Here is a 13,110-nt window from a genome sequence, read left to right as displayed (position 1 = left end):
GCCTGCCATGGTCGGCGCTAAGGCTCCGGCAACAGACGGAGACTGACATGACCACATGGACCGCCCTCACAACGCTTGAAGGCAAGGCACAGGCGGACGCGCTTGGCGCGGCCCTTGAGAACATGGCACCGGAACCAACCGGCGTCGGTGTGTTCGAGGTCGAAGATGGCAGCGGACTTTGGGAAGTGGGTGCCTATTTCAAGGACCAGCCGGATGACACCGCCCTTTTACTGCTCACCACCGCCCTCGGCGCAAAGCCGTTCACAGTTTCGGAACTGCCGGAAACCGATTGGGTGGCCCATGTGAAGCGCGAGTTGGCGCCAGTCGAGGCTGGTCGCTTCTTCGTCTATGGCTCGCACGATGCCGACCAGGTGCCCGCAGGCAAGCACGCCCTGTTGATCGAGGCGGCGATGGCCTTTGGCACCGGACACCACGGCACAACGCTGGGCTGCCTGAAAGCGCTGGATCGGTTGGCAGATGGCGGATTTCGGGCAGAACGCGCGGCCGATATCGGCTGTGGCACCGCTGTCCTCGCCATGGGCGCTGCAGCGATCTGGGATGCGGACATCATTGCCAGCGACATTGATGCACAGGCCGTCGACGTGGCGCGGGCCAACCTGAAAGCCAACGGGATGGAAGCCAAGGTCAAACTGGCCGAAGCGGCAGGCTTTGATCACGCGGACCTTTCTGGTCCATTTGATCTGGTCTTTGCCAATATCCTCAAAGGGCCGCTGATCGCATTGGCACCAGAGTTGAGTGCCCGCCTCACCACAGGTGGATATGCGATTCTGTCCGGAATCCTCAACGAACAGGCTGACGAGGTCGCTGCGCACTATATCGATCACGGAAACAGTCTGGCGCACAGGGAAGAGATTGGAGAGTGGACGACCCTCACCCTTCACAAAAAGCCATGATTTGTCAGAATTTTTAGCGGCTTTTGACGCATTTGCCCAGATTTCGCCACAATTGAGGCGCACCGTCTACGCCGAAATCGGTGGGGGCCATTTCGATGTACGAGGCTGCCATGGTTGAAACTCGCCAAAACTTTGAAGAGCGCTTGACCATACTTGGCCGCAAACACGCGGCCTTGGGAAATGGGTATACGACAACACTGCGGGGCGATGGGCTGATTGTTCTCAAGCCCAAGCGCCGTCTGGGTCGCGGTTTTCCGATCAGAGGGCTGCTCGCGCTTGTGACAGGGTTCTTCGTGTTCAAGGGACTGATGCTCGCCTCTTTGGGCGACATCACGTACAACGAGCGCGTTGCAAAGCTGCAGCAGGGCGGTCATCTGGAACAGTTCAGCTCTCATTTGATGCAGATAGACCCGGTGACACAGTTTGCTGCAGGCTTTCTTGAACCCTTCGTAGACTGAATTAAAAGCCCCTCCAAAAGAAAAGCCGCGGTGCCTGCTCTCAGGCCCGCGGCTTTCGCTCTTGTCAGAGCGCGTCCAAAGGGGAGGATTGGAACGTCTTAGTGGCGGTTTGCCACGTCATCGATGTCGCCACGGACCAGACCGATGTCTTCAAGCTCACGGTCAGTCAGGGCGTTCAGGGCGTTGCGGGTCAAGCGGGCATGGTTCCAGGCGGCCACTTGGGCAACCAATTTGGAAAACAAGCCGGAGAATTGGCCTGCAACAGGTGCAGCGCCATATGCGGGGCGGGTGGTGTCGAAAGCAGCCATTGCAGCAGTCCTTTTTTCGATAGATTGTGCTGATCTTGTCAGCGTTGTGCTGCTCATTTAGGCGCGAAAAAAACACCGTTCAAGCGGTGAAAAGTCATATGTGGTTTGCGTTTTTTGCATGTCGAAGATTTAGACGTAACACATTGAAAGTATTTCCAATAAAATAACACTGCAGCCAAACATGGGAAGCTGACGACGGAATCGGGCTGCAAAAAGGCCGTCCGATGGAGTTGCACAGCTCCTTGGAACAGTCGGCTTCGCGAGTTGGTATGTGGAAAATCCAATCTGCGATCCCGAGGGATGCTTCATCCAATCACGGCGTAGTTGCAGATGTGCAAATCAATGTGCCTGTCGCCGCGACCATCCTTCATTGCCGATCCAGACAGTTGAAAAACTCGTTGCGAACTCGTAGATTTATGGCATCGAATTGGAGAGTTTATGTCCCGGTAAGGCGGGGAGGCAGCAGTCCTCCCAATGCAAAATCAGCGACCATCTTGTTTCGCCAACCTCTGGCGGACCGATGTTGATGTTTGCCCGCATTTTTCCCTTACCGCTTAAAATCATGCCCCGGCATGATCGAGACATGGAACTCCTTCACAATGACACGCGACTATTCACAGTTTTTTCCCCCATCGTCCGACCTGAAAGCCGAAAAACGGCCTCAGTCCCCCCTCGCCTTGCTTGGCTGGCGACACTTTTTCGCCCAACAAACAGATGTTGACGAATTGACGCAAAGCCCCCCTGTTCGGGTCGTCGAAGTCCATCGAAATGCGCTGCATGTTGTCGGGGACGGCCTTGATGAGGTCATACCGCCCACCGAAGGCATCACCGTCGGCGACTGGTTGATGTTTGATCACGATCATCCGAAATCCAGTCGGGTCTTGCGACGCAAGAGCTTGATCAAGCGGCGTGCGCCCGGCACGGATCGGCGCGAACAGTTGATCGCGGCCAATGTCGATACGGCCTTTGTTGTCACGTCCTGCAATCAGGATTTCAATGTCGCGAGGCTTGAACGATACATCGCGCTTGCCTTTGAGGCGCAGATCACGCCGGTCATCCTCCTCACAAAATCCGATCTCACGTCCGATCATCAACACTACATCGACGCGGCGCGCGCAATTTCCCCTGACGTGGCAGTTGTCGCGCTGGACGCGAGAGGCGACGCGCCGCGATCCAAACTGGCGGACTGGTGCAAACCGGGGGCGACTGTCGCGTTTCTGGGATCATCCGGTGTTGGCAAATCGACCTTGACCAATGCGCTTTTGGGAACCGAAACGATCGAAACGCAATCCATTCGGGAAGATGATGCGAAGGGGCGGCACACGACGACACGGCGGCAACTTTTTGCGACGCAAGATGGATGTCTGGTTCTGGACACCCCGGGCATGCGAGAGCTGCAACTGACCGACGCCGCGTCGGGTATTCAGGACGTGTTCTCGGACATCAACAATCTGTCCACCCAATGCCGATTCAACGATTGCAAACACGAAACGGAACCCGGATGCGCTGTGCTGCAAGCGATGGAAAACAATGAGATCGACGCCGCGCGGCTTGGACGGTGGCGCAAACTCGTGGCCGAAGACGCATTCAATTCGGCCACCCTGTCCGAGCGCCGCGCCAAGGACAAGGCATTCGGAAAGATGGTGCGCGAGATCACGAAGCAGATAAGCAAGAGGAGGTAGTCGGATGCCACAAGACAAGTCTGGTCAGATCGTCTGGCACGATCTCTTTTCGACTGACCGACAACGTTCAATGACTTTTTATGAACGTGTCGCCGGGTGGTCCTTTGCCGTCGAACATGCCACCGATTTTGCATGGGGTGGCGGTCAGGTGGACTTCGTTTTGGCGATGTTGGCAAACGAAGCCGGGGCTGGCTTTATTGAAACCCCCAAAGGAATGTCAGGCGGCTGGCTTGCCTATGCAGAGGTTCCGAATGTGGATTCTGCCAGCAAGTACGTGGAATCACTTGGCGGTGAAGTTGTCCGCGCCCCGTTTGACGTTCCCGGTGTTGGACGAAATGCGCTTGTGCGTGATCCGTTGGGCGCCGTGGTCGGGATCTCACAGTCTCAACATGCGTTTCCGATACCTGCGCGACAGTTCGGCAACGAAATCTATCTAACTGGCACGTCCGAGTTCCCAACGCAGTTCTATTCGGAAGTTTTTGGTTGGTCAGTGAGCCAACCGCGCGATCCGCAAAGGGGCGGCGCGGTGATCTCTAGTCTGTCAGGCAAAGCTGTTGCACATCATCTGCCGGGACTGTCCCAGACGGATGTGCAGGCATCGTGGGTGCCTTGCATCAACGTGGTCGACACGGCCACTGCGCTGCAAGCGGCCGAGGCGTTGGATGCCAGCCAGCTTTCAAAATCGGTATTAGAAAGCACGGGGGAGTGTCGCTATCTAATACGTGACCCAGACGGCGCTTTATTTTGTCTGTCGGCAGGTGGATAGGACCTCAAGCATCACGAGCCGCCAAAATCTGCGAGGACTTTCGCAAGGTTGTACGGACACAGGGGCCTTTCCCTGTGTCCGCAAAAGGTCGTCGGTGTCCAACGTGGATCTGCGAAGATCCATCGCGCACAAGGCAAAGCGCTTTTCGCCTATCCCAGAGCGTCCTCGCACCGCCCACAGACACCTTCGTGCCCATGCGTGCCCACGTCGGGCAGCACTTTCCAGCAACGGGCGCATTTCGCGCCGTCTGCCTTGGCAAAGACCACCGCCACGTCGGGCACTTCGGGCAAACGGAATGCGTCTGACGGCGCGGGATCCGTTATCACGTTGATCTGCGACGTGATGCAGATATCTGCAAAGGGCAACGCGGTCAGAGACGCCGCGAGATTCGCATCCTCGACATAGACAACCGGGGCAGCTTCGAGCGATGCGCCGATGACTTTGTCCGTGCGCTGGATTTCCAGAGCCGCCGTCACCACACGCCGCGCGCTGCGCACGCCCGTCCATTTCACGGCCAGCGCATCGTCGCGCCATGCGGTCGGCGTTTCCGGGATATCGGTCAGGTGGACCGAGCTATCATCGCCGGGATAACGCTCCAGCCAGACCTCCTCCATCGTGAACACGAGGATTGGGGCCAGCCATGTTGTCAGCCGGTGATAGAGCAGATCAAGCACCGTGCGCGCCGCACGCCGTTCGGCCGTATCACCGTCGCAGTACAGCGCATCCTTGCGGATGTCGAAGTAGAAGGCCGACAGGTCCACGGTGGCAAAGGTGAAGACGGCGGAGAAAACGCGCTGGAAGTCGAAGGCCGCGTAGCCCTCGCGCACCGTCTGGTCCAGTTCGGCCAAGCGGTGCAGCACCCAGCGTTCGAGTTCCGGCATATCGGCGGCGTCGGTCCGGTCCGCTTCGGTAAAGTCCGAGAGCGAGCCCAGCATGAACCGCATCGTGTTGCGCAGGCGGCGGTAGCTGTCGGCCACACCTTTCAGGATCTCCGGCCCGATCCGCTGGTCGGCGGTGTAGTCGGTCTGCGCCACCCAAAGCCGCAGGATGTCGGCGCCGTACTGTTTGACCACCTCGTCCGGCACGATCGTGTTGCCGATGGACTTCGACATCTTGAAGCCCTTCTCGTCCAGCGTCATGCCGTGTGTGACCACGTTGCGGTAAGGCGCATGGCCCGTGGTGCCAACCGATTGCAGCAGGGACGAGTGGAACCAGCCACGGTGTTGGTCGGTGCCTTCCATATAGACATCGGCCACGCCGTCCTCTGTGCCGTCCTTGCGATCACGCAGGACAAAGGCGTGGGTGGACCCTGAATCAAACCACACATCAAGGATATCTGTCACCTGCTCGTAGTCGTCGGGGTTCACGACGCCTTCGAGGAAACGCTGCTTGGCATCTTCGTCGTACCAGGCGTCGGCCCCTTCCGCTTCGAATGCCGACGTGATGCGGCGGTTGACTTGCGGGTTGCGCAGCAGGAAGTCTTCATCCGTCGGCAGCGCGCCCTTCTTGGTGAAGCAGGTGAGCGGTACGCCCCATGCCCGTTGACGCGACAGCACCCAATCCGGGCGCGCCTCCATCATGGAGTGCAGACGGTTGCGGCCCGAACGGGGCGTCCAGTTCACATTGTCGATCTCGGTCAGCGCGCGTTCACGGATCGTGGTCCCGTGCGTGTCCTGCCCGTCGCCCACAGGCTTGTCGATGGCCGCGAACCATTGCGGCGTGTTGCGGTAGATCACCGGCGCTTTCGAACGCCAGGAATGCGGGTAGCTGTGCTTGATCTTCCCACGCGCCAGCAGCCCGCCCACTTCGGCCAGCTTGTCGATGACGGCGGCGTTGGCGTTACCCTCTTTACCGTTGGGTTTCAGGATCGCCTTGCCGCCAAAGAACGGCAGGTCGTCCCGGAACCGCCCATCGGGGTTCACGTTGTAGGTGATGACCTGTTCGAGCATGCCCAGTTCACGATAGAGTTCGTACTCATCCATCCCGTGGGACGGCGCGCAATGTACAAATCCGGTGCCTTCCGTGTCAGTAACGAAGTCGGCAGCCCGGAAGTCGCGGATGTCGTCCCATTCGCCATTTGCATCCTCGGCGCCCTTTAATGGGTGGGTCAGGCGCACTTGGCTCATCTCGTCGGCCGTGACATCGCGCAGGCGGCGATACATGGTCTCATCAAGCCGCGCGCGACCCAGCACATCCGACGCGAGGTTGTCGGCAAGGATGTAGCGATCACCGATGTTTGCCCAGCATTCCTCGGGCCGACCCGTGACTTCGTACAGGCCGTAAGAGATGTCGGGACCATAAACGACCGCCTTGTTCGATGGCATGGTCCAAGGAGTCGTGGTCCAGATCACGACATGCGCACCTTCCAGATCGCCCAAAGGTGCGACGTGACCCTTGGTGTCGTCCAGCGTGACCGCTGGCAGGTCTTGTCCCGCCACCACCTTGAACTTCACCCAGATCGTGAAGCTGTCTTTGTCGTGGTACTCGACTTCTGCCTCGGCTAGGGCCGTTTGTTCGACAGGCGACCACATAACGGGCTTCGATCCCTGATAAAGCGTTCCGTTCATCAGGAACTTCATGAACTCCTCGGCAATCACCCGCTCGGCATGGAAATCCATGGTCAGATAGGGTTCGTCCCAGTTGCCGGTGATGCCCAGCCGCTTGAACTCTTCGCGCTGGATGTCGACCCAACCGGCGGCGAAATCGCGGCACTCGGCGCGGAATTCGTTGATCGGCACCTCGTCCTTGTCGCGGCCCTTCTTGCGGTACTGTTCCTCGATCTTCCACTCGATGGGCAGGCCGTGGCAGTCCCAGCCGGGGATGTAGCGTGCGTCGCGGCCCATCATCTGGTGAGACCGCACGATCATGTCCTTGATCGTCTTGTTCAGGGCGTGGCCGATATGCAGGTGGCCGTTCGCATAGGGCGGACCATCGTGCAGGGTGAACGGTTCCCGTCCCTCCTTCTCCCGCAGACGGTCATAGACACCGATCCGCGCCCACCGCTCCAGCCATCCGGGCTCGCGCTTGGGCAGACCCGCACGCATCGGAAAGTCGGTCTTGGGCAGGTTAAGGGTGTGTTTGTATTCAGGCGTGTCGGCGCACATGGGTGGCGTCCTTTATCGGTCGTATATCGTGCAAAGCGGAGAGGTGCGGTGCGAGTGGCCTCAAGCACCTTTACCCGGCGTCTCAATGGTTGGTCAGAGCGCCGGGGATATAATTCGCTGAATGATGATCTTCCGCATCATAGCGGCCTTATAGGCGGGGTCTGCGGAAGCGTCCAGTGGGCCAAGATGCCTCATTTCCTGCAAAGCGCAAATCCCTAGGGTGACGCAAACAGGCGTCAAAACGGAACCGGAAATGAAGATCGCAATTGCAGGGGCGGGCATCGGAGGCCTGGCTACGGCAATCCTGCTGCGTCAGCGCGGCGCCGAGGTGTCCGTGTTCGACCAGTTTATTGCACCCGAGCCTGTGGGATCAGGGCTGGTCATTCAACCTGTCGGACAAACCGTTCTGGAGGCTTGCGGCGTGCTCGACCGGGTCATGGCGACCGGCAACCGGGTGAGCCGGATGCTGGGTCATGAGGCCGAAAATGGGCGGCGCGTGCTGGATGTCTGGTATGATCGGCGCAATGGCAAAGATGTGGGGCTGGCCCTTCATCGCAATGCTCTGTTTTCGGCGCTGTGGGAAGGGGCCGCTGCCGCAGGTACCACGATGCACCTGAACGCCAAGGTAACGGGTGCAGGCGGCGGATGTCTGGAGCTTGAGGGTCGGGAGAATGCCGCAGGTTTCGATCTGGTTATTGATGCGCTTGGTGCACGTTCGCCCCTGACGCCGATACGCTCGACCCAGCTGCCCTACGGCGCATTGTGCGCAAACGTGCCATGGGCGGATGGTACCGATCTACCAATGGATCAGTTGCGCCAAACCTATCGCAAGGCCAGCAACATGGTTGGTGTGCTGCCCATTGGCACACCACCCGATGCGACCGGACCGATGGCTGCCATCTTCTGGTCCTTGCCCAGCGACGGATACGCCGCATGGCGTGCCACGGGTCTGGATGCATGGAAAGAACAGGCGTCCGGGCTTTGGCCAGCTTTTGCTGCCTTTGCCGATCAGATCACTGATCCCGATCAGTTCACCATGGCGCGGTACGCGCATGGCACACTCAGGGTGCCTTATGGGCGTGGCGTGGTGCATATCGGGGATGCGGCGCATCGCGCCAGCCCGCAACTGGGCCAAGGCGCAAACATGGCGTTGCTCGACGCCTATGCACTCGCCCAAGCCATTGAGGCGCACGGGCCGGAAGCCGCCCTGCCCGTCTATGCCAAGGCGCGGCGCTGGCATGTGCGCGCTTACCAGACGATGAGTTGGGCCTTCACCCCGCAATACCAATCCGACAGCCGGTGGTTGCCGGTCTTGCGTGACCGAGTGTTGTTTCCGGTGTCGATGATCCCGCCAGTACCGCGCATCCTGTCCCACCTGGTGTGCGGCACGTTGCTGCCTGCATTCTCAAAGGGTGATCCGCTGCGCTAATCCGCTGGTTCGGATTTGCCCTGTGCCCAACGATTGAGCCACGCGAGCCCGGACAGCGACAGGCCCAGAACCACAAGGGACAACACGCGGGTCAGCCCCTCAAGCCCGGAAATGTCGATCAGGAACACCTTGGCCACCGCCAGTCCAATCACGGCCAAACCCGCGCGACGCAGGGCCGTCGCATTACGGGCAAGCGATTGATAGAACAGCACGGCGCCCGTCAGCAAGATCGCAACCGTGTAGCTGTAAAGTTCCGGCTGCAGGAAGCCTTTGTCCAAATCCATCCCCTGCGCGCCCTGCCAAAGATGGCGCACGGTCGCAAAGGCCCAATACACGGCGACACCGACCGCCACGGTTCCAAGCCCCCAGCGCAACACCCGATGCCGCAAGCGCCACGCGCCAAAGGCCAGCACAAGTGCGGGAAGCAGGTAGGCCGGGATCAACGTGTTCAATACCGGTGGCCCCGCCACATCATCACCCCATGTATTCAGAAGTGGCGACAAAACGGTCAAGCCAAGCGCCAATGCACCAAAGCCGATCACACCAAACACAAGCGCCAACCCACCGCGAACCAACGCCAACACCCCGCCCAAACCTTCGACGCGCAGAAGCTGCACCAGCATCAGGCCCAACCAGATCACTGCAAACAGACCCAACGCCCAATGGGTGTCGGTGTTGTGGCCGGGCAGCACATCATCGAGGAAGCGGATGAGCAGCAATGACACCAGCATCCCTCCGGTCGACCATGCCGCCGTGTCCAGGATGAGGGTTGCGGTTTTTCGTTCCATCCCGCGCAAAAACACCATGGCCGCGACAAAGGCAGCCAGTGAACCGGCATAGGCCAACACCATTTCCCAAAGCGGGGCGTCCAGCGCCCAGAACAGCCCCGGATCGCCGACCAACCGCGCACCGACCGCCGCAACGCCAATTGCGATGAAAACTTGCATGAGTGGCAATTTGAACTGCCGATCCAGCCAGGCGGCGACCAGCACAGTCACTGCCAGCGCAACGGTCAGCGCGGCCAGCGACAGGATCAAGACAATAGCGAAGGTGATCGAAGCCAGCGCGGACAACACAAATATGGAGGTCCGTGTGCGATCCGGTGCGTCAGCACGGGCAAAGCGCAAGGCAAAGCTTACCATCATGGCCGCCATAACAATGGCATGAAGGGCCCAGGCATATGCCCCAATTGTCTCGGCGGGCCTCCATGTCAGTTCCAGTACAACCGCAAGAACCGGCGCGACCAACGCACCTCCCATCCCCCAGGCGAGGGACAGGCCCGGGCGCATGGCTCTTTGCGCTGCAACCGCACTCAGCACCATTCCAACACCCCACAGAAGCGAGACCGCGAGCGGGAAATCAGCCTCTGGGTTCGTGTCATAAGTGGCTAGGAACGCGGTGATGACTGGCCCCAATTCGATCCCTTCAATCGCGATCACGGCAATGACTGCCGCAACCGGAAGCAGCACCAACTCCTGCAGCGCAGGTGCAGACAACGTCCAGTAGACAATCGCGATCGCAAAGATCGTGAGGATGACGACAGCCATCCAGAATGGTTCGGTACCCGCGCTCGCGCTCCAACCCACAGAGCCGGATGTGACAAGCACGGCTGCAAGCGCAAGCAATGTTGGGAACTCTGGGCGGTCACCTTTGGGGTCCAGCAGGAATGCCGAAACAAGGGTGCCGCCGTGATCGGGCCGGAACGACCGCGCCGGGACCAGGATCGCCAACACGGCGAGGATCGCGACATAGGCCTGAAAACCCAGCACCATGGACTCGTCACCGCTCAAAACGGTCAGCCACCCCATTGCAAAGCCAAGGCCGACACTCAGCACCGATACCCAAGCCCAGCGCCGGATCGTATCAATCCCAAGCCCGACCGCAGCAGTGACACAAAAGTAAACGTAGAGCCAGGGGGTCGCAGGCACGGTGCTGCCCACCAGAAGCGGGGCCGTGAACGCACCGATTACACCAACCGCTGCCAAAAGCGGACCGTTCAGCCAGCCCAGTCCAACACCCAGAAGCCCAACCGCGGCCATACCCGCAAATGCAACCTCGACCCCGATCAGTTCATAAAGCAACCGCGCGGCGGCAATGCCGCCGAACAGGGACACAAGCCCCGCCCCGGAGAACACTGATGGAATATAGGCCGTGGCAACATCCGGGCTGTCCCCGAACCGTCGGCGGATCACCTCGCCCCCGGCGATCAACGCCCCGCCGAACGCAAGGGCCGCAAGCACGCGGGCGGTTGGCGGGAACAGGTCGTTTTCAATCCCGTATTGCACCAGAAACAGCCCCGCCAACGCCAGCGAAACCGCAGATACGGCGTAGAACCAGTTGGCGATCAGCCACGATCCGAACAGTTGCAGAGGCGTCGGCCCTGCAGGTTCCACAGGTTTAGAGGCCATCTGGGCCTTCCGTTCTGCGACAACCCGCGCGGCGGCTGGTTCCGCTGATTTCGGTTCGGGCTCAGTGGTCTCGGCGGTGTCCACGTCGGACTGGTCAGCGCCCTTCTCGGGTGCCTCCCAAGGCGATGGCCCGGTCTGTGCCGTGCCCGCTCTGGCCGGGATTGGAGCTTCGGGTGACCGACCTGCCAGCGCACTCTCAAGATCAACGATCCGGCTGCGCAGGCCGCTGACGGCGACCAAGAGATAGATAACCGCAATTGGAATCGCGAGGATTATCAACCCTCCGAGGACAAGCATCCCTTCCATATCCATCCCTCACACCCATTTTGGCATGAGGATAGACCACAGTCGCCCGACACAAAAGGCAAGGTTTTCCAGACCTTTGCAGGTCGGCCTTGCATCACCATGGAACGCTGTTGCGTCAGTCGTCCGCGATATGGGCCCAAACAGCAGACATCACCACAGATCCTTCACCCACGGCGCTCGCCACCCGCTTGACAGAGCCTGCACGCACATCGCCGACCGCGAAAATGCCAGGGCGCGAAGTTTCATAACCGGTGACAGCGCCCACATCCGATCCGGTTTTGACAAAACCTCTGTCGTCCAACTCGACCAGATCAGACAGCCAATTGGTGTTGGGCGCGGCCCCGACCATGATAAACAGCGCCTTGGTGTTCAATTGCCAGCTTTGACCACCGCGCCGGTCATGGATGGTGATGGAATCCAGCCGATCATTGCCATGCAACTCCTTGACCTCGGTGCACAAGTGGATGGTGATCCTCGGGTGGCTTTCCAAACGTTGCAGGAGGTAATCCGACATTGAGGATGACAGGGTTTCACCACGCACAAGCACATGAACGTGCTTGGCCGTCCGCGCCAGGAACATGGCGGCCTGACCCGCTGAATTGCCGCCACCGATCACGGCCACTTCGGCGTCCTTGCAATAGCGTGCTTCCACATCGGTGGCCGCGTAGTAGACGCCATTGCCTTCCATCTCTTCAAGCCGCTCAAGCGGGAGACGGCGGTATTGCACACCCGTCGCCACAACGAGCGACTTGGCCGATACCCAGTCGTCATTGTCTAACTTGATGTGGAACAGATGCTTTTCACACTGCATCAGCTCGGTCGCACGGACGGGCACGGCAAAGCGTGTGCCGAACTTCATCGCCTGCACCTCGCCCCGGCCCACAAGGTCACCGCCCGAGATGCCGGTGGGAAAGCCCATGTAATTCTCGATCCGCGACGAGGTGCCTGCCTGACCCCCGATTGCGAGGTCTTCCAGCACGACGGCGCACAGCCCTTCGGCCCCGGCATAGACCCCGGCCGCCACGCCAGCGGGCCCACCGCCCACAATGGCCACGTCATAGACGTCTTCCTTGCGCAGCGACATATCAAGGCCCAGTGTGGCGGCGACCCCACGGGGTGTGGGCGGATCAATCACCTGATGCTTGGCAAAAACCACCGCCGGATGGGCGCGATTTATACTGCATGTGTTGGCAAGATCGTTACCCTCGGTGCTGTCAATCTCGACCTCAACAAACGGAATGCGATTGCGCGAGGCGAAGCTGGCAATGCGTCGCACATCGCGGTTCACCTCGCCACCGATCAAGGTCAGCCCGCCTTCGGACATGTCCAGCATGCGGCGGCGCCGCGCGGCAAAGACAGTAATGACGATGTCCGACATCTCGGGAACGTCCGACATGAGTTTCAGCATCTCGTCGCGCGGAACACAGAGCAACTGCGTGTCTTGCACCGCGCGCGCGCCCATGAAAGCATGACCGCCGTTCAGAAACGCCAGTTCGCCAAAGAACTGACCGGGACCAAGCGTTGCATTCCCATACCGTTTGCCACTGGACGAATTTACCGCCTCCGTTTCTCCAGACAAAAGATAGTGGAAAGTGTCGATACGCTCACCTGCCCGTTGGAAGTATTCGCCCGCCTTGACCTCCATCACGGTTCCAACACGGCGCAGCGCATCCACATGCTCATCGGTCAGTGGTGTGCGCACCATTGTGGCAAGGTCGGGGGCAAAAGTTTCCAT

General features: G+C 59.8%; 9 protein-coding genes. 5 read left to right on the top strand and 4 right to left on the bottom strand.

Features of this window, described 5'->3' with window-relative positions; translation table 11 throughout:
* Nucleotides 1-2: 2 nt before the first annotated feature.
* Nucleotides 3-914 (top strand): 50S ribosomal protein L11 methyltransferase, encoded by a 912-nt coding sequence (locus Q1A51_RS06820; RefSeq protein WP_299599665.1) that lies wholly within the window; start codon nucleotides 3-5, stop codon nucleotides 912-914.
* 110 nt (nucleotides 915-1,024) lie between these two features.
* Complete coding sequence (locus Q1A51_RS06815) at nucleotides 1,025-1,372, top strand: hypothetical protein (RefSeq protein ID WP_299598365.1); 348 nt, start codon at nucleotides 1,025-1,027, stop codon at nucleotides 1,370-1,372.
* A 98-nt stretch (nucleotides 1,373-1,470) separates the two neighbouring features.
* On the opposite strand, the gene Q1A51_RS06810 is transcribed toward Q1A51_RS06815, so the two are convergent.
* Complete coding sequence (locus Q1A51_RS06810; protein ID WP_189368907.1) at nucleotides 1,471-1,680, bottom strand: DUF1127 domain-containing protein; 210 nt, start codon at nucleotides 1,678-1,680, stop codon at nucleotides 1,471-1,473.
* A 599-nt stretch (nucleotides 1,681-2,279) separates the two neighbouring features.
* Between Q1A51_RS06810 and rsgA the strand changes: the two genes are divergently transcribed.
* Together rsgA and Q1A51_RS06800 are read left to right on the top strand one after the other, a co-directional pair.
* Nucleotides 2,280-3,362, top strand: a complete 1,083-nt coding sequence (gene rsgA / locus Q1A51_RS06805) for a ribosome small subunit-dependent GTPase A (protein ID WP_299598369.1) — start codon at nucleotides 2,280-2,282, stop codon at nucleotides 3,360-3,362.
* A 4-nt stretch (nucleotides 3,363-3,366) separates the two neighbouring features.
* Complete coding sequence (locus Q1A51_RS06800) at nucleotides 3,367-4,128, top strand: VOC family protein (protein ID WP_299598372.1); 762 nt, start codon at nucleotides 3,367-3,369, stop codon at nucleotides 4,126-4,128.
* A 149-nt stretch (nucleotides 4,129-4,277) separates the two neighbouring features.
* Here the strand turns inward: Q1A51_RS06800 and ileS are convergent, their stop codons facing one another.
* Nucleotides 4,278-7,232, bottom strand: a complete 2,955-nt coding sequence (gene ileS / locus Q1A51_RS06795) for an isoleucine--tRNA ligase (protein ID WP_299598375.1) — start codon at nucleotides 7,230-7,232, stop codon at nucleotides 4,278-4,280.
* 253 nt (nucleotides 7,233-7,485) lie between these two features.
* Here ileS and Q1A51_RS06790 point away from each other — a divergent pair, with 253 nt between their 5' ends.
* Nucleotides 7,486-8,661, top strand: coding sequence for an NAD(P)/FAD-dependent oxidoreductase (locus Q1A51_RS06790; protein ID WP_299598379.1), 1,176 nt, complete (start codon nucleotides 7,486-7,488; stop codon nucleotides 8,659-8,661).
* Here Q1A51_RS06790 and Q1A51_RS06785 read toward each other — a convergent pair.
* Entirely contained in the window at nucleotides 8,658-11,366 is a 2,709-nt protein-coding gene (locus Q1A51_RS06785) for a DUF2339 domain-containing protein (RefSeq protein ID WP_299671213.1), read from the bottom strand. The two genes, Q1A51_RS06790 and Q1A51_RS06785, sit on opposite strands and share 4 nt — an antisense overlap.
* 124 nt (nucleotides 11,367-11,490) lie before the next feature.
* The gene (locus Q1A51_RS06780) at nucleotides 11,491-13,110 is read right to left on the bottom strand and encodes an FAD-dependent oxidoreductase (RefSeq protein ID WP_299598385.1); all 1,620 of its coding nucleotides are present in this window, start codon (nucleotides 13,108-13,110) and stop codon (nucleotides 11,491-11,493) included.

It is taken from the genome of uncultured Tateyamaria sp. (assembly GCF_947496075.1).
Lineage (GTDB): Bacteria > Pseudomonadota > Alphaproteobacteria > Rhodobacterales > Rhodobacteraceae > Tateyamaria.
Note: the sequence above shows the minus strand (reverse complement) of the source record. Positions and strands in the feature narration are given on the sequence as shown.